Genomic DNA, 19,202 nt, shown 5'->3' on the forward strand with positions numbered 1-19,202 from the left:
GTCCGGCTCCCACCGCCCGCGCCGGCCGCCGTGGTCAGGTCGGGCCGCGCGAGGTCGTCGTGGTCAGGCCAGGCCGCGCCGGGTCGCCGCCGGCGGGCGGTCACCGCGGATCGACGCGACCATGTCGAGCACCCGGCGGGTGGGGCGGACCTGGTGCGCCCGGAACACCCGGGCGCCCAGCCAGGCGGAGACGGCGGTGGCCGCCAGCGTCCCCTCCAGCCGCTCGGTCACCGGGAGGTCCAGCGTCTCGCCGACGAAGTCCTTGTTCGACAAGGCGACCAGCAGCGGCCAGCCGGTGTCGGTGAGCTCGTCGAGCCGGCAGGTGATCTCCAAGGAGTGGCGGGTGTTCTTGCCGAAGTCGTGCGCCGGGTCGATCAGGATCCCGTCGGCCCGTACGCCCAGCCCGACCGCGCGCTCGGCGAGCCCGGTCACCGTCGCGACCACGTCGGCGACCACGTCGGGGAAGGCCGCCCGGTGCGGCCGGGTCCGGGGTGCCAGACCACCGGCGTGCGAGCAGACCAGCCCGGCGCCGGTCTCCGCCGCCACCCGGGCCAGGGCCGGGTCGGCGCCGGACCAGGTGTCGTTGAGCAGGTCGGCGCCCGCGGCCACCGCCTCCACCGCGACCTCGGCCCGCCAGGTGTCGATCGAGATCACCACGTCGGGGAAGGCGGCCCGCACGGCGGCGATGGTCGCCACCGTGCGTCGGATCTCCTCGGCGACGTCGACCTCGGCGCCCGGGCCGGCCTTGACCCCGCCGATGTCGATGATCTCGGCGCCCTCCTCGACCGCCCGCTCCACGGCGTGCAGCGCGCTGTCCTGGGCGAAGGTCGCGCCCCGGTCGAAGAACGAGTCCGGCGTCCGGTTGACGATCGCCATCACCACCAGTTCGCCCGGGCCGAACGTCCGCCCACCGAGCCGAAGCGCCCCGGCCATACCGCCTCCTGAAGGTCCGCGCCGTCGTCCCGTCCCCGTCGCCGGCCGATCACGACGCTATCCGGTCCGCCGCCGCCGGGCCCGCCCGGCGGGCCGGCGCCGCCGCGCTCCGCCCGTCGCCGCCACGCCGGGCGGCGGGCCGGCGTCCCGGTTCCGGTGCGCCGGTGGGGTGGTGGGGTCGCTCCGGCCCCTTCGACATGCCACGATCTGTGCATGGATCAGGTTCTGCTCCTGCTTGTCGTCGCGCTGACCGTCGCGGCCGTGGTGTTCGGTGTGACCGTGCTGGTCACCGGCCGGGATCCCGGCCTGACGCCGGCCGAGCCGGACGGGCGCGCCGTGCCGCTGCCGGCCACCCGCCCGCTCCGCGAGGCCGACGTGGGTGAGGTCCGGTTCGACACGGCGCTGCGCGGCTACCGGATGGACCAGGTCGACCAGGCGATGCGCCGGGCGGCTTACGACATCGGCTACAAGTCCGAGCTCGTCGGCGTGCTGGAGGCGGAGGTCGCCGCGCTGCGCGAGGGGCGGACCGCGGACGCCGACGCCCTGCGCCGCGCCCGGGAGCAGGCGACCGGGACGACCGCCGCCGAGGCTTCGCCGCAGGCCCGGGGGACGGTGCCGGTCGGGGCCGACCGGCCGGACGCCGCCGGGGACCGGACCGGCCGCGTCGCCGCCGAGGACCCCGCCGGGGGAGAACCACGTGAGCCCCGGCGCGAGGACCTGACCGGCGTAAACGACCAGGCGGTGTCCCCGTCGGGCGACGACCGGGTGACGGCACCCTCGGGCGACGACGACTCGACGGCGCCGGCGGGCGACGCCGGGCGGCAGGGGCCGGTGGTCCGGTCGGAGTCGGCGTGACCGGGCCCGTGGGCGGCGACAACCTGCGCGAGGCGGCACAGCCCGGCGCGGGCGAGGTCACCGCCACGGTGATCGTCGACGCGCCGGCGGAGCGGGTCTTCGCGGCGCTGACGGCCTGGGAGCGGCAGTCGGACTGGATCCCGTTCACCACCGTCCGCGTGGTCGAGGGGGACGGCGGCGAGGGCAGCCTCGTCGAGGCGGTCACCGCGCTCGGCCCGGCCGTGCTGCGCGACGAGATGCGAGTGGTCCGGGTGGACGCGCCCTACGAGGTCCGGGTGGTGCACTGCGGGAAGCTGCTGCGCGGCCCCGGCGTGCTGCGCTGCACACCGCTGGCGCGGGACCGCACCCAGGTGGTCTGGCACGAGTGGTTCCACCTGCCCGGCGGCCCGGCCGGCCGGGTGACCTGGCCGGTGCTTTGGCCCGGCTCGAAGTTCGGCCTGACCCAGGCGCTGAAGAAGTTCGGCCGGCTGGTCGAGCAGGGCCGGCTGCCCTGACCGTCGGCGATTGCGTGATCGACTCGACATCCCTGACAGTCGGGGTGTCGACCCGGCCAGGACGCCCCGATCTCATTGACCTCGGCCTGACCGAGCCGTGCCGGCGGTGCGCGTACGGACGCCGGAGGGCGACCGCAGGCGTCGGGGCCGTCGGGCCCGTGCCCTAGCGTGGACGCGTGACTGACCTGGTGATCGGCGCCGACGGGCTGCCGCGCTGCGGCTGGGGGACCAGCACCCCGGACTACGCCGCCTACCATGACACCGAGTGGGGCCGTCCCCTGCACGGCGACGACGCGCTCTACGAACGGATAACGCTGGAGGCTTTCCAGTCGGGGCTGTCCTGGCTGACCATCCTCCGCAAGCGTCCGGCGTTCCGGCTTGCCTTCGACGAGTTCCGGATCGAGACGGTGGCCGGCTACGGCGAGGCCGACGTGGCCCGGCTGCTCGCCGACGCCGGCATCGTCCGCAACCGGGCCAAGATCGAGGCGGCGATCGCCAACGCCCGGGTGGCGCTGGAGCTGCCCGAGGGGCTCTCCGCGCTGCTCTGGTCCTTCGCCCCACCGCCCCGCCCGGCCCGGCCCACGTCCTTCGCGCAGGTGCCCGCGCTGACCGCGGAGTCCACCGCGCTGGCCAAGGCGCTCAAGAAGCGCGGCTTCCGGTTCGTCGGTCCCACCACGGCCTACGCGCTGATGCAGGCCACCGGGATGGTCGACGACCACCTTGCGGGCTGCCACGTCGTGGCGGTGCGGGCGGCGTGATGGGATGGAGGGCATGACGACCGACACCGCGCACCGGGTGGACGGGGCGGCCCACGCCGACGGCACGGGGGCCTGGGCCGTGCTGCTGCCCGGCGGGCGCTACGAGGCCGAGCGGCTCGTCCACCACGACACGCTCGAACTGACCGGTCTGGCCGATGCCGACCGGCCCCGCCCCGGCGACCGGGTGGCAGTGCTGGCCGACGAGCCGCCACGGCTGGTGGCGCTGGGTCGGGTCGCCGCGGCCAGCGGCCAGGAGCGGGAGGACCCGGAGGATCCGCTCTCCGATCGGGGTGAGGCGCCGCTGGTGGTGGCGTACACCCGGCGGGCCTTCGACGAGCCGGTGCCGGCCGAGGCGGTGGCGCTCGACGGGCCGGTGACCGCGCTCGACCCGACGGTGTTCCGGGAGCTGGCCGACAAGCTCGGCCCGCCGCCGCAGCGGCGTTCCTGGCTGGTCAGCCTCGACCTGCCGATCGAGGCCGGCTCGCCCGCCGAGGCGGTCCGGCTGTTCTGGGCGTACGTGCAGGAGCTGGGGCCGCGCGAGCTGCCCACCTTCGTCTCGCCCTCCGGCGACGAGCTGGCCATGCAGGCGTTCGTGCTCGGCACGGAGGCCAACCAGGATCCGGAGGAGGACGACTGACCTGACCGGGGCGACGTCCACGACGACACCGGGCCGGGGGCGGTTGCGCCGATGCCTGGCCGCCCGGGCGGTTGCGACGCGACGCCCGGGCGGAGCCGGAGGCGTCAGCGGCCCTCGAAGACCGGCTTCTGCTTGTTGACGAAGGCGACGGTGGCGACCCGGTGGTCGGCGGTGCCCCCGCAGATCGCCTGGGCCTGCGCCTCGGCGGCGAGGGCGTCGGCGAGGGTGCCCGCGTCGGCGATGGAGAGCTGCCGCTTGATCGCCCCGTACGCGACGGTCGGGCCGGCGGCCAGCCGGGCGGCCAGCTCCTGCGCGGTCGGCAGCACCTGCTCGTCGTCCTCCACCAGGCGGTTGAGCAGCCCGAGCTGGCAGGCCTCCGCCGCGCGCACCGGCTCGGCCAGCATCAGCAGCTCGACCGCCTTGGCGTGGCCGACCAGCCGGGGCAGCGTCCAGGAGGCGCCGGTGTCGGCGGCGAGCCCGACCCTGGCGAAGGCCATCAGGAAGCTGGTCGACGGCCCGCCGATGCGGATGTCGGCCAGGAAGGCGAGCGAGGCGCCCGCCCCGGCGGCCATCCCCCGCACCGCCGCGACCACCGGCTTCGGCAGGTTGGCGAGCCGGGCGGCGATCGGGTTGTAGTGCGCCCGGACGGTGTGAAGCGGGTCGCCGTCGTTGGACTCCAGCGTCTGCACGTGCTCGCGCAGGTCCTGGCCCGCGCTGAACGACTGGCCCGCGCCGGCGAGCACCACGGCCCGGCAGGCGCGGTCGTTCTCCAGCTCCGCCAGGGTGTCCCGCAGCGCTTCCTTGAGCGCCACGTCGAGCGCGTTCATCGCCGTCGGGCGGTTCAGTGTCAGGGTGACGACGGCGTCGGTGCGGTCGACGAGCAGGGGCTCGGTCACGTCTCACGACCCTTCTGTCGGGCGAGGCGGTTGCCGGCGTCGAGGCACTGCTCGACGTACCGGTCGGCGGCCGGCCGCAGCCGGGCCGCGTGCCGGTCGAAGAAACTGGCCGCGGCGGTGCCGGGCCAGCGTTCGGGGAGCAGCGCCGGCGGCAGCTGCGGGTCCCGGAAGAGGAAGGTACGCCACGCGTGCACGAGTCGGAACCGGGCGGCGTACGCCTCCTCGTCCTGGCTGCGTACGGTGACGCCGGCCAGCAGCGGCCGCTGCTCGGCGACGAACTGCTCGTACGCCTGGCCGATCTCGGTCAGGTTCCAGGCGCGGCGCACGACGCCCATCGCGCCGGGGGTGCCGGAGGTGTGCGCGGCGGTGAACCGTTCGTAGCGCACGCCCGCCTCGTCGAGCAGCACGTCCACGTCCTCGCCGGGACGGGTGGCCACCCAGGTGCAGTCGTCCAGGGCCCCGTAGCCGAGGAAGGTCAGGTTGGCGGCGAGGCGTTGGCGTTCCCGCCGCGCGGCGGGCGCCTCCAGCACCAGCAGGTCGAACCGGCCGTCCCAGGTGATCCGGCCGGTCCGGTAGATCCGGGCGGCCGCCTCGTCCAGTCGGCGGGCGGCTTTTGGTGTGATCGAATATCCCGGGCCGGAGGTGAGCCGGCACGGGTCCAGCCATCCCTGGCGGACCATCCGGGAGACCGCCGTACGCACGGCGGGCGGGGCGATCCCGAGCGGCGCCAGCAGCTTGACCAGGGCGGCGACGGGTGCCCGGCCGCCCCTCGCCCGGAGGTGGTCGCCGTACAGGTCGAAGAGTGCCGACCGTGCCTGCATGACCGCACATTGTGACAGGCCTTCTCAGGATAAGCTAGATGCTGTTACATCAATGCTGCTTCGGTTTGGGTCCGGCGGTGTTCATCAGGGAAAATCGTTGGTCGACACCCCCGCGTACGTTGCGGGTGGTCAAGACGAAGTGGCTGTGGGGCAACCCACCGACCCTGGTGTAGGTCTGAGGGGAGACAACATGGCGGCGATGAAGCCGCGGACGGGCGACGGTCCGCTGGAAGTCACCAAGGAGGGCCGGGGCATCGTCATGCGGGTCCCGCTGGAGGGCGGTGGCCGGCTCGTCGTCGAGATGACTCCCGACGAGGCCAACGCGCTCGGTGACGCGCTCAAGGCGGCTGCCGGCTGACCGAGGAGCGGTCCGCGCGCCCGCGCGGACGTTTCGTCAACCCCTGAGCCACCGGCCCCGCCGGTGGCTCAGGGTCTTCATTCCCCGCGGAGCCCGGCTCCGCGAGCTTTCCTGGAGGTACGGCACCGCGTGCTCGCCATTCGTCTGCTCGTCGAGCCGGAACGGCCCGACGTCCTCGTGCTGCCCGTGCGGCCCGCCGCGGCCGACGACGCCCCGGCCCGGCCGGTTCCGACCGGCGTGGCGCTGCCCGACGGCGTGGCCGAGGAGGCCGCCGCCCTGGTCCCGGCCGCGCGCGCGACCGGGCGGCCCGGCGAGGTCCAGGCGCACCTCCGGCCCGGGCACGACCCCGGCCGCCTGCTGCTGCTCGGGATCGGCGAGGGCGACGAGGCGGGATGGCGGACGGCCGGCGCGGCGCTCGCCCGGGCCGCCAGGGATGAGACGCGCGTCACTCTGGCCATGCCGGCCGGGGTCACCCCGGCGGCCGTACGCGGGCTGGTCGAGGGGCTGCTGCTGGCCTCGTACCGGTTCCGGCTGACCGAGGCGGGCGCGGCCGCGGCGCTGGCCGGGGTCGACGTCGTGGTGGCCGACCCGGACGCGCACGCGCCGGCCGTGGAGGCTGCCGGCACGACCGCCCGGATGACCAGGTTCGCCCGCGACCTCACCAACACCCCGTCGTCGGTCAAGAACCCGGAGTGGTTCGCCGGCCAGGTCGCGCTCGCCGCGGCCGAGGTCGACGTGCCGGACCTGCACCTGCGGGTACGCGGCCCGGAGGAGCTGGCGGCGGAGGGCTTCGGCGGGATCCTCGCGGTCGGCGGCGGCTCGGCCAGCGCTCCGCGACTGGTCGAGCTGGACTGGCGACCGGCCGGCGCGCGTACGCACGTGGTGCTGGTGGGCAAGGGGATCACCTTCGACACCGGCGGCATCTCGATCAAGCCGGTGCCGGCGATGAAGCTGATGCGCAAGGACATGGCCGGCGCGGCGGCGGTGGTCGCGGCCACCCTCGGCGCGGCGGCGCTGCGCCTGCCCGTCCGGGTCACCACGCTCGCGCCGCTGGCGGAGAACATGCTCAGCGGCTCGGCGTTCCGCCCCGGCGACATCGTCCGCCACTACGGCGGCACGACCAGCGAGACCACCAACTCCGACGCCGAGGGGCGGCTGGTCCTCGCCGACGCGCTCGCCTACGCCGTCGCCGAGCTGAAGCCCGACCTGCTGGTGGACCTCGCCACGCTGACCGGGGCGAACGCGGTCGCGCTGGGCAAGCGGATGGGCGCGCTCTACAGCGAGAACGACGGGCTCGCCGCCGACGTGCTGGCCGCGATCGGGGCCGCCGGCGAGGCGGCCTGGCGGATGCCGCTGCCCGCCGACTACACCGAGCACCTCGGCAGCGAGCTGGCCGACCTGCACAGTTCGCCGGACCGGGGCGCGGGCTCGGTGATGGCCGCCCTCTACCTGCGCGAGTTCACCGGCGAGCTGCGCGACCGGTGGCTGCACGTGGACATGTCCGCGCCGTCGTGGGCCGAGGGCGACGACGCCGAGCTGACCAAGGGCGCGACCGGCTGGGGCGTACGCTCGCTGCTGCGCTGGCTGGGGACGCTGGGCTGACCGCCGGGCGGCGCCGGCCCTCGGCGGGCCGGCGCCCGGTCAGCACTTGACGGCGGCGAGCAGCCCGTGGCCGACCGGCAGCAGCGCCGGGGTCCAGTGTTCCGACTCCCGGACCGCCTTGATCGTCTCGCGGATGGTGACCGTCTCGACGTCCCGGGCGGCGGGGTCGCCGATCCGGCCGTCGGCCAGCATGCCGTTGAGCGCCAGCACGCCGCCGGGCCGCAGCAGCCGCAGCGCCGCGTCCACGCAGGCGGCGAACCCGGTCGACTCGGCGTCCACGAAGACCAGGTCGTACGCGCCGTCGGCGAGGCGGGGGAGCACGTCCAGCGCCCGGCCGGTGATGATCCGGGTCCGGCCGGCGGCGAAGCCCGCCTCGGCGAAGATCCGGCGGGCGATGCGCTGGTGCTCCACCTCCACGTCGATCGTGGTGAGTACGCCGTCGGCGCGCATGCCGCGCAGCAGCCAGACCCCGCTGACCCCGGTGCCGGTGCCGATCTCCACCACGGCGCGGGCGCTGCCGGCGGCGGCGAGCAGCCGCAGCGCCGCGCCGGCGCCGGGGGTCACCGCGTCGAGGCCGACCTCCCGGGCCAGGCTGCGGGCGGTGCGCAGTACGAGGTCCTCGGTCACGTAGGACTCGGCGAACTGCAGGGCCTGGGTCGTCGAACTGCCGGAACCGGCGACCGTGGCGATGGGACACCTCCGGGCGGCGCGAGTGGTGCGGGGGCGGGTGGGCACTGTGAGCCTAGAGGCGACGCCGAACGGACGCAGCCGCGCGTCCGCCACCCGACGATCACGGCCGGCAACCGGTGACTGAGTCAGTGGCATCCGTGTAATCCTGGAAGCGGTATTCCGTCGATCGCGACCGGGCGGCCCCCTCGCCGGTTCCGTGGCGTGCGGGATCCGGGGAAGGACTGGGAGGCACCGACGTGACCGACGGCTGGGACTGGCGCCAGCCCGGGGGGACTCCGGCACCGGCGCGACCGCCGGGGCCCGGGTACCCGCCGGCGGGGTCGCCACCGGCGCTCCAGGGCGCCGCGGGCGGCACGACATCGCCCTGGTGGTCCGACGCGCTCGCCGACCCGTGGCGCGACCCGGCCGCGCCGGCCGCCGTGGTGGTGCCGGCCGCCCCGAGCCCCGGCACCGAGCCCGAGCCGGTCAGCGACCCGGACGCACCGGGCCGGCCGACGCTGCGTCAACTGCTGCTCATCCCGCTGATCACCGCGCTGCTCGCGGGCAGCCTCGGCGGCGCCCTCGGGTACGCCTTCGCGGTGCGCGGCGGCGCCGGGGGCGGGCCGGTGCTCGGCGCCGACCCCCAGGCCCCCGGCCTGGCCCAGCGCCGGCCCGAGTCGCTCGCCGGGGTCGCCGAGCGGGTGCTGCCCAGCGTGGTGACCGTCCGGGTGGCCAGCCTCGGCGGCACCAGCGAGGGCTCCGGCTTCGTCGCCAGCGCCGACGGGCACGTGATCACCAACGACCACGTGGTGGCGGGGGCGACCGGCGGCAAGGCGTCGGTGATCTTCAACGACGGCAGCTCGGCCCCGGCCACCGTGGTCGGGCAGGACCCGGAGTCCGACATCGCGGTGATCAAGGTCTCCCGGACGGGCCTGCGCCCGGTCGAGTTCGGCGACTCGGACGCGCTGGCCGTGGGCGACCCGGTGCTGGCCATCGGGTCGCCGCTCTCGCTGGCCAACACGGTCACCGCCGGCATCGTCAGCGCGCTTGACCGGACGATGCAGGCCGGCGAGCCGGGCGGCCCCACGCGCTACTACGCGGCGATCCAGACCGACGCGGCGGTCAACCACGGCAACTCCGGCGGCCCGCTGGTCGACGGGGCCGGCCGGGTGATCGGCGTCAACTCGACGATCAAGTCGCTGGTCTCGGACGGGCAGGAGGCGGGCAACATCGGCCTCGCCTTCGCCATCCCGATCAACCAGGCCAAGCGGGTCACCCAGGACATCATCGGCACCGGCAAGGCCCGGCGGACGGTGATCGGCGCCCAGGTGGGCGGGCAGGGCGCGGGCACCGGCGGGGCCGGCGTACGCCTCGCGGCCGTCGAGCCGTCCGGGCCGGCGGCCGGCGCGGGGCTGAGGGCCGGCGACGTGATCCTCAAGCTCGCCGGGCGGCCGATGACCGAGCCGACCGACCTGATCGCCCTGGTGCGGAAGTTCGCGCCGGGTTCGGTGGTGACGGTGGAGTACCGCCGGGGCTCCGACCGGCAGAACGCCTCCGTGACGCTGGCCGCAGACGCCAAGTAGCAGCCGGTCACCCCCTCCCCGGGCGGCGTCCGACGTGCGTAGTCTTGCTGCTGACGCGGAGAGGAGGCCCGTGCAGTGTTCGACAACCTGAACTGGTGGGAGATCGGTGGGCTGCTGCTCCTGGCGCTGCTGATCTTCGGCGACCGGCTGCCCGCCGTGATCAGCGACGGCCTGCGGATGGTGCGCAACCTGCGCAACATGGCCCGCAGTGCCACCACCGACCTCAGCCGGGAGTTGGGCACCGACATCCAGCTGGAGGATCTGCACCCCAAGGCGTTCATCCGCAAGCACCTGCTCAGCGAGGAGGACGAGCAGGCGATCCGGAAGCCGCTGCAGGGTGTCTACGACAACCTGCGCGCCGACGTCACCGGCGTGCACAACGAGCTGAAGGACGTCGCCTCCGCCGCGGACCTGCGCTCGAAGGGCACCCGCCCGAGCACCGCCACCGGCGGCGCGCCGGCCCCCGCCCCCCGCGTCAGCTACGACGACGCCACCTGACGCCGCCCAACTGCTTCGGCCTGACCAGCGCCCCCGGCCTGCCCGGCATCGTTCGTGACGGGGCGCTGGTCCGGCGGACCGGCCGACGCCCGCGGGTCGCCGGGCCGGCGCCGCGCCGTACGCCTCGTGGGAACGGCGACGGGGCGGCGCTCCCGGGGGAACGCCGCCCCGGTCGGGTGGCGACAGCGCCGGCGGGGCCGGCGGGCGAATCAGCGGCCGGCGGGCTTGAGACCCAGCGGCTTGCCGAGCAGCGACTCCCGCCGCAGGGCGAGCCGGTCCGCGACCTGGCTCAGCGCCTTCGCGGCCGGCGACTCCGGCTCGGCCAGCACGATCGGCGTGCCCTCGTCACCGGCCTCGCGGACCCGGGTGTCGAGCGGCACCTGCCCGAGCAGCGGCACCTGTGCGCCGATGGTCTTCGTCAGCGACTCGGCGACCGTCTGGCCGCCGCCCGCGCCGAAGACCTCCATCCGCGAGCCGTCCGGCAGCTCCAGCCAGGACATGTTCTCGATGACGCCGACGACGCGCTGGTGCGTCTGCAGGGCGATCGCGCCGGCCCGCTCCGCCACCTCGGCGGCGGCGGTCTGCGGCGTCGTGACGACCAGGATCTCGGAGTTGGGCAGCAGTTGGGCCAGCGAGATGGCCACGTCGCCGGTGCCCGGGGGCAGGTCGAGCAGGAGCACGTCCAGGTCACCCCAGTAGACGTCGGCGAGGAACTGCTGCAACGCCCGGTGCAGCATCGGGCCGCGCCACACCACGGCGGCGTTGCCGGCGGTGAACATGCCGATCGAGATGACCTTCACGCCGTGCGACTGGGGCGGCATGATCATGTCCTCGACGCGGGTCGGGCGGCCGTCCGCGCCGAGCATCCGGGGCACCGAGTGGCCGTAGATGTCCGCGTCGACCACGCCGACGGAGAGCCCGCGGGCGGCCAGCGCCGCGGCCAGGTTGACCGTCACGCTGGACTTGCCGACGCCACCCTTGCCGCTGGCGACCGCGTACACCCGGGTGCGGGAGCCCGGCTGGGCGAACGGGATGACCGGCTCCTGGGAGGCGCCGCCGCCACGCAGCTTCGCCTGGAGCTCCTGGCGCTGCTCGGGGCTCATCACACCGAACTCGATCTCCACGCCGGTCACCCCGGGCACCGCGCCGACCGCCGCCGTGATGTCCGCGCGCAGCTTGTCCTTCAGCGGGCAGCCGGCGACGGTGAGCAGCAGCTCGACCCGTACGACGCCGTCGTCGCCGACCTCGGCGGAGCGGACCATGCCCAGCTCGGTGATGGGCCGGCGGATCTCCGGGTCGTTGACGGTGGCCAGCGCGGCCTGGATCGCGTCGGAGACGGTGCTGACGGGTGCTGACATGCCCGCAATGCTACGTCGGCGGCGACCCCGCACCGCCGCCAGCGGGGCCCGGTGTGAGCGAATCGATGACCGCGGTTGGGGGTGGACGGCGTACGGGGCGAAGTGGGACGATCGAGGCGAACGCCGCTCACCCGGCCCCTTGGGACGAGCGGCGTTTCACACGTCCCGGACCTCCGGCCGGCCGTCCCGGGACCAGTCGCCGTCCAGGTCGTCGCGGGGCTCGTCCAGGCCCTCCCCGCCCATCTCGTGCTGCCCCGCCCGCTCCTGCTGACGGCGCTCCAGCCGCTGCCGGCGATGGCTCGCCTCGTCGAGCTCCTCGGCCAGCCGGGCCAGCTCCGAACGGAGGAAGTCCCGGGTGGCCACCTCGCCCATCGCGTTGCGCAGCGCGGCGATCTCCCGGGCCAGGTACTCCGTGTCGGCCTTCTGCATGGTCGCCCGCCGGCGGTCCTCCTCCAGGGAGACCCGGTCCCGGTCCGCCTGCCGGTTCTGCGCCAGCAGGATCAGCGGGGCCGCGTAGCTGGCCTGGAGGGACAGCACCAGGGTCAGGAACGTGAAGGTGTACGGGTCGAAACGCAGGTGCGCCGGGGCCAGGGTGTTCCAGCCGAACCAGAGCGCGATCACGACCGTCATGTAGACGATGAAGTTCGCGGTCCCCATGCCCCGGGCGATGCCCTCCGACCACCGCCCGAACGCCTCCGGGTCGAACCGGGGCAGCCTCACGCCCCGGGGCTCGCGCGGCTGGTCGAGCCGCGGCGCCCGTCGCTGGTCAGCCATCCGCGCCGCCCACCGGCTCGGTGGCGGCCGGGCCCGCGGCGGCGTCCCGGTCCCGCCAGTCCCGGGGGAGCAGGTGGTCCAGCACGTCGTCGACCGTGACCGCGCCCACCAGCCGGTTGTTGCGGTCGACCACCGGCATGGCCACCAGGTCGTACGTGGCCATCCGGCGGGTGATCTCCGGCAGCGGGGTGGTGGCCCGCAGCGGGTCGATGTCGTTGACCACCACCCCGCCGAGCAGGTCGGCCGGCGGTTCGCGGAGCAGCCGCTGGAAGTGCACCATGCCGAGGTAGCGGCCGGTCGGGGTGGTCATCGGCGCCCGGGACACGAAGACCTGCGCGGCGATCGCGGGCGAGAGCTGCGGCTCCCGGATCCGGGCCAGAGCCTCGGCGACCGTGGCGTCGGGCGGCAGGATCACCGGCTCGGAGGTCATCACGCTGCCCGCCGTGCCGGGCGTGTACTTGAGCAGCTGACGCACCGGGTCGGCCTCGTCCGGCTGCATCAGGTCGAGCAGCACGTCCTGCTCCGGGGGCGGCAGCTCGCTGAGCAGGTCGGCCGCGTCGTCCGGGTCCATCTCCTCCAGGACGTCCGCGGCCCGCTCCCGGTCCAGTGCGGCCAGGATCTCCACCTGGTCGTGCTCCGGCAGCTCGCTCAGCACGTCCGCCAGGCGCTCGTCGTCCAGCGCGGCGGCGACCTCGTTGCGCCGGGCGTCGGGCAGGTCCTGGAGGGCGTTGGCGAGGTCGGCCGGGCGCATGTCCTCCAGCACCGCGAGCAGGTTGGCGGTGCCCCGGCTGTCGGCGATGCCGCTGAGCCCGCGTACCCGCTCCCACTCGACCTGGTGCAGGTGACCCCGGCGGCTCAGCCGGCCCGTCTGCTCGCGTACGGCCACCCGGGTCAGCGACCACTCGCCGCCCCGACTGCACTCCATCGCCACGTCGACCACCGAGCCCGGCTGCCCGGCAGGCTCGACCTGCACCCGCCGGTCGAGCAGCTCCTGGAGCACGAGCAGCTCGTTCGGGCGCTTCTCGAAGCGCCGCAGGTTGAGCGTGCCGCTGCCGAGCACGACCGCGTCGGCGTCGATGGAGGTGATCCGGTTGATGGAGAGGAAGATGCGCCGCCGCATCGGCATCTCGGCGACCAGCCCGACCACCTCCGGCGGGCGCTGCGTCGGCCGCAGCCGGGCCACCGCGTCGCGGACCCGGCCCACCTGGTCACCGTTGGGGTCGAAGACGGCGACCCCGGCGAGCCGGGCGAGGTAGATCCGGGTCGGCGTGCTCACGGGCACCAGCCTAAGCGCCTAGTGTTTATCAACATGTCGACCTTGGCCTACGAGATCGTGGACGTCTTCACCGACCGCCCGTTCGCCGGCAACCCGCTGGCCGTGGTGTTCGGCGCGGAAGCGCTGGCCACCGAGCAGATGCAGGCGCTCGCGTGTGAGTTCAACCTCTCCGAGACGGTGTTCGTGCTCCCGCCCACCCAGGTCGGCGCCACCTACCGGGCCCGCATCTTCACCCCGGCCGAGGAGCTGCCCTTCGCCGGGCATCCCAGCGTCGGCGCGGCGGTGACCGCCAGCCGCCGGGGACTGTTCCCCGCGGGGCAGGTCACCCAGGAGTGCGGCGCGGGCGTGCTCCCGATCGAGGTGACCGCGACCGGGGCCACGCTGACCGGCGGCGTCCCCACCCTCGGCCCCGAGCTGGACCCGGAGCCGCTGCTGGAGATGGCCGGCCTGACCGCGGACGACCACGTCGGCCCGGCGCCCCGGGTGGCCGGCTGCGGGCTGGAGTTCCCGTACCTCCCGGTCCGCCCGGACGCGGTGGCCCGCGCCCGGGCGAACGCGGCGGCGGCACAGCGGTACGGAGTGGAGCATGTCAGCGTCTTCTCCTGGGACGCCGCCGCGCAAACCGCGCACGCCCGGGTCTTCGTTCCCGGGCTGGGTGTGCCGGAGGACCCGGCCACCGGCTCGGCCGCCCTGGGCCTCGGGGTGTGGCTGGTCGCCAGCGGCCTGCTCCCCGCCGACGGGCGCGCCGAGTACACCGTCCACCAGGGCATCGAGATCAACCGGCCGTCCGTGCTGGCCTGCACGGTGACCGCCGCCGGCGGCCAGGCGGTGGGCGCCACCGTGGCCGGCCACGTCATGCCGGTGGCCCGGGGCGAGATCATGGTCCCCCCGTTCGTCGGCTGACCTGCGCGACCGGTGCCGCCACGCCCACCGGCCACGCGGACGGACGCCGGGCGGCGCTGACGGAACGGGGGCGGGTGCGGGAGGATGCCGGTGTGACCGACGCGGACCGGACCAGCACGCCGCTGGTCGACGAGGCGATGAAGAAGGCCGCCGTGGCCTGGGTGAGTGTGCCCGGTGGGCCGGCGCTCGCCCTCTGGTGCGTCCCCCTGGAGGGGGCGCTCTTCGTGGTCAGCGGCCCGGGGGAGCAGTCCGCGCCGGGGCTGGCCGACGCCACCGACGCCCAGGTCACCCTGCGCGGCGACCACGGCGGGCGGATCGTCACCTGGCCGGCCCGGGTGAGCCGCCTCGTGCCGGGCACCGAGCACTGGGAGACCACGGCCCCGCTGGTGGCCGCGAAGCGGCTCAACGCGCCCGGGCCGACCGCCGAACTGGTTGACCGCTGGGCGGCCGACGGCTGCGCGGTGACCCGGTTGGCCCCGGCCGGGGAGCCGCTCGCCGGCGCCGCGCTGCCCGCGGGCTCGCTGGCCGAGGTGCCCCGGGAGGCGCCGGTGGTCCGGGCGATCCGCAAGCCGTTCCGCCTGCACCGGGTCCGCCGCCGCTGAAACCGCGCCGGTCACGCCGTGGGCCGCGGGCACGGCCGGGTCAGGAGAGGCAGCCCGCCGGCGCTGGTGCCGGCATGCCCGCCGGCATCGGCGACCGGTCGACCAGGTCGACCACCTCGTCGAGCGAGCGCAGCACCGGCCCGCGCCAGGCCGCGTCGGCGTTGAACACCATGTGCTCTGCCAGGTCCGGCGCGGCCAGCCGCACCGCGGTCATGCCGGCCCGCTCCGCCCCGGTCAGCTCCTGGCTGCCGCCGTCGCCCACGTAGAGGCAGTCCGCCGCGGCCACGCCGAGCCGCCCGCACGCCGTTTGGTAGAGCGCCAGGTCCGGCTTGCAGCGCCCGACCTGCACCGAGAAGACCCGCACGTCGAGCAGCGGGGCGACCGGCAACTGCGGCAGGAACGCCGGCAGCTCGTGGGTGCAGTCGCTGATCACCCCGGTCCGCAGGCCGCGCCGGCGCAGCGCGGCCAGCGTGGGCACCGCCTCGTCGCGCAGCCGCGTGTCGGCGCGTACGGCCCGGTGGCGGGAGGCCACCGCCGACCGGACCGCGTCGTCGGAGGGGTGCACGCCGGCCTGCTCGCAGACCCAGCGCAGAGTCGCCTCGGCGTTGCCGTACCGGCCGCAGGCCCGCTCGTAGAAGGTGCGGTCGAGCACGTCGACGAGCGTGCGGGGCGGGCAGCCGAGCAGCTCGGCGGTCGACCGGTGCGCCGCGCCCCGCTGCACGGAACGGGTCAGCGTGCCGAAGAAGTCGAACAGCACCGCCTGGTACGTGGGCATGGGAGCGCCTCCGGGCGGTCGAGGGGGGGGGTCGCCGGCGCGTACAGGAATGATCGTAACCGAGCGTTGACGGTCCGTGGTGGCCCGTGCCGTGAGGATTGCTCCCCGTGTCCACCGCACCGCACCGCCCGACGCTCGACCCGGTGACCACCGGGGCGCTCGTCCTGGCAGTCGTCGCCGTCTCGTCGTCCGCCCCGCTGGTGGCGTTCGCGGCGGCACCGGCCCTGGCCGTCGCGTTCTGGCGCAACACGCTCTCGGTCGCCGTGCTCGGCCCGTACGCGCTGGGCCGGCGGCGCGCCGAGTTCCGGTCGCTGACGGTCGACGCCGGGCGGCGTGAGGGCCTCTACTGCGTCCTGTCCGGGGTCGCCCTCGCCGCCCACTTCGCCACCTGGATGCCGAGCGCCCAGCTCACCTCGGTCGCTGCGGCGACCGCGCTGGGCGCCACCCAGCCGGTCTGGCAGGGCCTGATCGCCCGCGGCCAGGGCCGCCGCCTGCCCGTCCCGGTGTGGGTCGGCATCGGGGTGGCGGTCGCCGGGGCGGCCCTCGCCACCGGGGCCGACTTCGGCGTCTCGGGCCGGGCCTTCGCGGGCGACCTGCTGGCGGTGGTCGGCGGAATGTTCGCGGCGGTCTACACCGCGTTCGGCGAGCGGGCCCGCACGACGATCAGCACGACCACGTACACCACCATCTGCTACGGGGTCTGCGCGCTGCTCCTGCTGGTGGTCTGCCTGGTCGGCGGGGTGCCGCTGACCGGCTTCGACACCGGCACCTGGGCCGCCGTGCTGGCCCTGGTGGCCGGCGCCCAACTGCTCGGGCACTCGATGTTCAACTACGCGCTGCGCCGGGTCTCGGCGACCACGATCAGCGTGCTGGTCCTGCTGGAGGCCCCGGGCGCCGCCCTGATCGGCTGGGCCTGGCTGGGGCAGCTGCCCCGGGCCACCGCCCTGCCCGGGCTGGCGCTGCTGCTGGCCGGCGTCGCGGTGGTGGTGCTCGGCGGCGCCCGCGCCGCCCGCCGCGTCCCAGCGTCCACCGCCGTCCCGGCCGACGTGGGACCGCTGCGCGACTGACCGCCCCGCCGCACCGTGACCCCGGCACGGTCGGCCCGCCGCCGACCACTCTTTGCCGCGAGAACCGCCGTTCCGCCCGCCGGAGGCGGCCGCGTCCGTGAGAGTGCGGGGGAGGGAAGACACGGGACGGGACGGCGGATGGCGAAGCGGGACGGTGGCAAGGACGAGCGTGGCACGGTCGTCACGCCGTCGGCCGAGTTCCCGCCCCTCGACCCCGACGAGCTGCGCGCGCTGCGCCGGATCGGCGACCGCTGGCGGGCCGCCCGACCGGGCCGACCACCCGGCGGGGACATCCTGCCCGTCGATCCGACGCTGCGCCGGCACCCCGGCCAGCCGGCCCCGACCCGGTTCGGCCGGCTCGCCCCGATCGCGATGTTCCGGGTCGGGGAGCCGGACGAGCTGGTCGCCGCCGAGCCGGCCAACCTGCCCGGCACCCGCCTCGGCCGGGCGGGCACCCGGCTGCGGCGGGCGCTGTTCGGGCCGCCGCTGAGCAGCGCCGCCGTGCTCTACGAGCGGATGCGGAAGCTGGTCGCCCTGCCGGTGCTCTCCTCCGACCTGCTCAGCTCGGTGGCGTACGGGCCGGAGGCGATGCTGGCCGTGCTGCTGCTCGCCGGCAGCGGCGCGCTCGGGCTGGCCCTGCCGCTGGCCGCCGGGCTGGCGCTGCTCATGGTCGCGGTCGGCGTCTCCTACCGGCAGACCGTGGCCGCCTACCCGCACGGGGCCGGCTCGTACATCGTGGCCGGCGACAACCTGGGCGCGGGGGCGGGCCTCGCCGCGGCGGCGGGTCTGATGATGGACTACGTGCTGACCGTGGCGGTGTCCGTCTCCGCCGGCGTCAAGGCGGTCACCTCGGCGGTCCCGGAGCTGACCGGCTGGACGGTGCCCCTCGGGCTGGCCGTGATCGGCGTGTTGCTCGCGGGCAACCTGCGCGGCGTCCGCACCGCCGGCAACCTCTTCGTGCTGCCCACGTACGCCTTCGTGGTCGCGCTGCTGGCGCTGCTCGCGGTCGGCTGGTTCCGCGCGGCCGAGCGGGGGTTCGTCCCGGTCGACCCGCCGCCGGTGCCGGCCGTCGAGGGGCTGGGGCTGCTGCTGCTGCTCCGCGCGTTCTCCTCCGGCGCGGTGTCGATGACCGGCATCGAGGCGGTCTCGAACGCGGTGCCCGCGTTCCGGCTGCCGGAGTGGCGCAACGCGCGCACCACGCTGACCTGGATGGTCACGATGCTGGTGCTGTTCTTTCTCGGGCTCATCGGGCTGATCCACCTGTCCGGGCTGGTGCCCACCGCCGAGCAGTCGGTGCTTTCCCAGTTGGCCCGGGTAACGTTTCCCAGCGGTCCCTGGTACGGGCTGGTCCAGGCCGCGACGGCGATGATCCTGCTGTTGGCCGCGAACACCGCCTTCAACGACTTTCCCCGCCTGCTGTTCTTCATGGCCCGGGACGGTCACGCGCCGCGCCGGTTCCTGCACATGGGCGACCGGCTCGCCTTCAGTAACGGGCTGGTCGCGCTGACCGCTGCGGCGGCGGTGATCCTGGTGGCCTTTCGGGGTCGCACCGAGTCGTTGATCCCGCTCTACGCGGTCGGGGTGTTCCTGGCCTTCACCCTGTCCCAGACGGGGATGGTGGTGCACTGGCGCCGCCGGCGCGGGCCCGGCTGGCGCCGCCGGGCGACGATCAACGCGGTGGGCGCCGTCTTCTCGGGGCTGGTCCTGGTCACCGCGGCGGTCGCCAAGTTCACCGAGGGCGCCTGGGTGGTGGTCGTCGCCGTGCCGCTGCTGATCCTGCTGTTCCGGGCCATCCAGCGGCACTACCGGATGCTGCACCGGTCCCTCGCGCTGCACCCGCCGCCGGCCGGCCCGGCGCCCGGGCCGCCGGTGGTGCCGGCGCGGCCGACCACCGCCGGGCCCGCCGCGCCGGAGGACGAGGAACTGCCCGAGCAGGTGCGCCACCTCGTGGTGGTGCCGGTCGCCCGGCTGAACCGGGCCTCGCTGCGAGCCCTGGCGTACGCGGCCTCGCTCGGGCAGCCGACGCTGGCCGTGCACATCGCCCCCGAGGAGCAGGAGTCGGACCGGTTCCGGGAGCAGTGGCGGGCATGGGGCGACCACCTGCGGCTGGAGACGATCGTGTCCCCGTACCGGGCGGTGATCGGGCCGCTCGCGCACTACCTGGAGGCGCTGCACGTCTCCCGCGTCGACCTGGTGCTGACCGTCGTCGTGCCGGAGGTGATGGTACGCAGCCGCTGGCACCGGCTGCTGCACAGCCGCACCGAGCAGCGGCTCCGCGCGGCGCTGCGCCGGCTGCCCGGGGTGGTGGTCACCAGCCTGCCGGTGCACCTGGACGAGTAGCCA

At 75.4% G+C, this 19,202-nt stretch carries 20 protein-coding genes; 12 read left to right on the forward strand and 8 right to left on the reverse strand.

The window, feature by feature from the left end; translation table 11 throughout:
- Positions 1 to 63: 63 nt before the first annotated feature.
- Positions 64 to 933, reverse strand: coding sequence for a dihydropteroate synthase (gene folP / locus ACGF5C_RS16265; RefSeq protein WP_393302269.1), 870 nt, complete (start codon positions 931 to 933; stop codon positions 64 to 66).
- Between the two features lie 213 nt (positions 934 to 1,146).
- Between folP and ACGF5C_RS16270 the strand changes: the two genes are divergently transcribed.
- The 4 genes from ACGF5C_RS16270 (at position 1,147) to ACGF5C_RS16285 (ending at position 3,677) form a co-directional block, all read left to right on the forward strand.
- Positions 1,147 to 1,788, forward strand: a complete 642-nt coding sequence (locus tag ACGF5C_RS16270) for a DivIVA domain-containing protein (protein WP_393302272.1) — start codon at positions 1,147 to 1,149, stop codon at positions 1,786 to 1,788.
- Positions 1,785 to 2,282 carry an SRPBCC family protein gene (locus ACGF5C_RS16275; protein ID WP_393302275.1) on the forward strand — a complete coding sequence of 166 codons (498 nt, stop codon included), beginning with the start codon at positions 1,785 to 1,787 and terminating at the stop codon, positions 2,280 to 2,282. Before ACGF5C_RS16270 ends, ACGF5C_RS16275 begins: the two co-directional genes overlap by 4 nt.
- Positions 2,283 to 2,458: 176 nt before the next feature.
- Positions 2,459 to 3,040 (forward strand): DNA-3-methyladenine glycosylase I, encoded by a 582-nt coding sequence (locus tag ACGF5C_RS16280; RefSeq protein ID WP_393302278.1) that lies wholly within the window; start codon positions 2,459 to 2,461, stop codon positions 3,038 to 3,040.
- A gap of 13 nt (positions 3,041 to 3,053) precedes the next feature.
- The gene (locus tag ACGF5C_RS16285) at positions 3,054 to 3,677 is read left to right on the forward strand and encodes a hypothetical protein (RefSeq protein WP_393302281.1); all 624 of its coding nucleotides are present in this window, start codon (positions 3,054 to 3,056) and stop codon (positions 3,675 to 3,677) included.
- Positions 3,678 to 3,781: 104 nt separating this feature from the next.
- On the opposite strand, the gene ACGF5C_RS16290 is transcribed toward ACGF5C_RS16285, so the two are convergent.
- Positions 3,782 to 4,573, reverse strand: a complete 792-nt coding sequence (locus tag ACGF5C_RS16290; protein ID WP_393302284.1) for an enoyl-CoA hydratase-related protein — start codon at positions 4,571 to 4,573, stop codon at positions 3,782 to 3,784.
- On the reverse strand, positions 4,570 to 5,394 hold the full coding sequence (locus ACGF5C_RS16295; protein ID WP_393258155.1) for a PaaX family transcriptional regulator C-terminal domain-containing protein: 825 nt from the start codon (positions 5,392 to 5,394) through the stop codon (positions 4,570 to 4,572). Before ACGF5C_RS16295 ends, ACGF5C_RS16290 begins: the two co-directional genes overlap by 4 nt.
- 190 nt (positions 5,395 to 5,584) lie before the next feature.
- Here ACGF5C_RS16295 and ACGF5C_RS16300 point away from each other — a divergent pair, with 190 nt between their 5' ends.
- Together ACGF5C_RS16300 and ACGF5C_RS16305 are read left to right on the forward strand one after the other, a co-directional pair.
- On the forward strand, positions 5,585 to 5,752 hold the full coding sequence (locus ACGF5C_RS16300; RefSeq protein ID WP_007455245.1) for a DUF3117 domain-containing protein: 168 nt from the start codon (positions 5,585 to 5,587) through the stop codon (positions 5,750 to 5,752).
- Between the two features lie 129 nt (positions 5,753 to 5,881).
- Entirely contained in the window at positions 5,882 to 7,354 is a 1,473-nt protein-coding gene (locus ACGF5C_RS16305; RefSeq protein ID WP_393302287.1) for a leucyl aminopeptidase family protein, read from the forward strand.
- 39 nt (positions 7,355 to 7,393) lie between these two features.
- Here ACGF5C_RS16305 and ACGF5C_RS16310 read toward each other — a convergent pair whose 3' ends face one another.
- Positions 7,394 to 7,981, reverse strand: a complete 588-nt coding sequence (locus tag ACGF5C_RS16310) for an O-methyltransferase (RefSeq protein WP_350701514.1) — start codon at positions 7,979 to 7,981, stop codon at positions 7,394 to 7,396.
- Positions 7,982 to 8,265: 284 nt separating this feature from the next.
- On the opposite strand from ACGF5C_RS16310, the gene ACGF5C_RS16315 reads away from it, so the two are divergent.
- The gene (locus ACGF5C_RS16315; protein ID WP_393302753.1) at positions 8,266 to 9,606 is read left to right on the forward strand and encodes a S1C family serine protease; all 1,341 of its coding nucleotides are present in this window, start codon (positions 8,266 to 8,268) and stop codon (positions 9,604 to 9,606) included.
- Between the two features lie 75 nt (positions 9,607 to 9,681).
- A complete protein-coding gene (locus ACGF5C_RS16320) occupies positions 9,682 to 10,104 on the forward strand; it encodes a preprotein translocase subunit TatB (protein ID WP_393302290.1) in 423 nt (140 codons plus the stop codon).
- A 209-nt stretch (positions 10,105 to 10,313) separates the two neighbouring features.
- Here the strand turns inward: ACGF5C_RS16320 and ACGF5C_RS16325 are convergent, their stop codons facing one another.
- The 3 genes from ACGF5C_RS16325 to ACGF5C_RS16335 all read right to left on the reverse strand — a co-directional run bounded on the left by ACGF5C_RS16325 (position 10,314) and on the right by ACGF5C_RS16335 (position 13,512).
- Positions 10,314 to 11,462 (reverse strand): Mrp/NBP35 family ATP-binding protein, encoded by a 1,149-nt coding sequence (locus ACGF5C_RS16325; RefSeq protein ID WP_393302293.1) that lies wholly within the window; start codon positions 11,460 to 11,462, stop codon positions 10,314 to 10,316.
- Between the two features lie 156 nt (positions 11,463 to 11,618).
- Positions 11,619 to 12,236: a DUF1003 domain-containing protein gene (locus ACGF5C_RS16330; RefSeq protein WP_393302296.1), complete on the reverse strand. Its 618-nt coding sequence runs from the start codon at positions 12,234 to 12,236 to the stop codon at positions 11,619 to 11,621.
- Positions 12,229 to 13,512: a magnesium transporter MgtE N-terminal domain-containing protein gene (locus ACGF5C_RS16335; RefSeq protein WP_393302298.1), complete on the reverse strand. Its 1,284-nt coding sequence runs from the start codon at positions 13,510 to 13,512 to the stop codon at positions 12,229 to 12,231. Before ACGF5C_RS16335 ends, ACGF5C_RS16330 begins: the two co-directional genes overlap by 8 nt.
- 33 nt (positions 13,513 to 13,545) lie before the next feature.
- Between ACGF5C_RS16335 and ACGF5C_RS16340 the strand changes: the two genes are divergently transcribed.
- The gene (locus ACGF5C_RS16340) at positions 13,546 to 14,415 is read left to right on the forward strand and encodes a PhzF family phenazine biosynthesis protein (RefSeq protein ID WP_393302301.1); all 870 of its coding nucleotides are present in this window, start codon (positions 13,546 to 13,548) and stop codon (positions 14,413 to 14,415) included.
- A 92-nt stretch (positions 14,416 to 14,507) separates the two neighbouring features.
- Entirely contained in the window at positions 14,508 to 15,017 is a 510-nt protein-coding gene (locus tag ACGF5C_RS16345; RefSeq protein WP_393302304.1) for a hypothetical protein, read from the forward strand.
- Between the two features lie 40 nt (positions 15,018 to 15,057).
- On the opposite strand, the gene ACGF5C_RS16350 is transcribed toward ACGF5C_RS16345, so the two are convergent.
- Entirely contained in the window at positions 15,058 to 15,792 is a 735-nt protein-coding gene (locus tag ACGF5C_RS16350) for an HAD family hydrolase (protein WP_393302307.1), read from the reverse strand.
- A 107-nt stretch (positions 15,793 to 15,899) separates the two neighbouring features.
- Here ACGF5C_RS16350 and ACGF5C_RS16355 point away from each other — a divergent pair, with 107 nt between their 5' ends.
- Together ACGF5C_RS16355 and ACGF5C_RS16360 are read left to right on the forward strand one after the other, a co-directional pair.
- Positions 15,900 to 16,859 carry a DMT family transporter gene (locus ACGF5C_RS16355; RefSeq protein ID WP_393302310.1) on the forward strand — a complete coding sequence of 320 codons (960 nt, stop codon included), beginning with the start codon at positions 15,900 to 15,902 and terminating at the stop codon, positions 16,857 to 16,859.
- A gap of 138 nt (positions 16,860 to 16,997) precedes the next feature.
- Complete coding sequence (locus ACGF5C_RS16360) at positions 16,998 to 19,199, forward strand: APC family permease (protein WP_393302314.1); 2,202 nt, start codon at positions 16,998 to 17,000, stop codon at positions 19,197 to 19,199.
- Positions 19,200 to 19,202 lie beyond the last annotated feature (3 nt).

Origin of the sequence: Micromonospora sp. NPDC047620, assembly GCF_043205005.1 — a bacterium.
GTDB lineage: Bacteria > Actinomycetota > Actinomycetes > Mycobacteriales > Micromonosporaceae > Micromonospora.

Coding starts and splice junctions, on each gene's coding strand:
- ACGF5C_RS16360 (WP_393302314.1), top strand. CDS start 16,998: ATGGCGAAGCGGGACGGTGGCAAGGACGAGCGTGGCACGGTCGTCACG.
- ACGF5C_RS16270 (WP_393302272.1), top strand. CDS start 1,147: ATGGATCAGGTTCTGCTCCTGCTTGTCGTCGCGCTGACCGTCGCGGCC.
- folP (WP_393302269.1), bottom strand. CDS start 933: ATGGCCGGGGCGCTTCGGCTCGGTGGGCGGACGTTCGGCCCGGGCGAA.
- ACGF5C_RS16340 (WP_393302301.1), top strand. CDS start 13,546: ATGTCGACCTTGGCCTACGAGATCGTGGACGTCTTCACCGACCGCCCG.
- ACGF5C_RS16330 (WP_393302296.1), bottom strand. CDS start 12,236: ATGGCTGACCAGCGACGGGCGCCGCGGCTCGACCAGCCGCGCGAGCCC.
- ACGF5C_RS16325 (WP_393302293.1), bottom strand. CDS start 11,462: ATGTCAGCACCCGTCAGCACCGTCTCCGACGCGATCCAGGCCGCGCTG.
- ACGF5C_RS16285 (WP_393302281.1), top strand. CDS start 3,054: ATGACGACCGACACCGCGCACCGGGTGGACGGGGCGGCCCACGCCGAC.
- ACGF5C_RS16350 (WP_393302307.1), bottom strand. CDS start 15,792: ATGCCCACGTACCAGGCGGTGCTGTTCGACTTCTTCGGCACGCTGACC.
- ACGF5C_RS16300 (WP_007455245.1), top strand. CDS start 5,585: ATGGCGGCGATGAAGCCGCGGACGGGCGACGGTCCGCTGGAAGTCACC.
- ACGF5C_RS16295 (WP_393258155.1), bottom strand. CDS start 5,394: ATGCAGGCACGGTCGGCACTCTTCGACCTGTACGGCGACCACCTCCGG.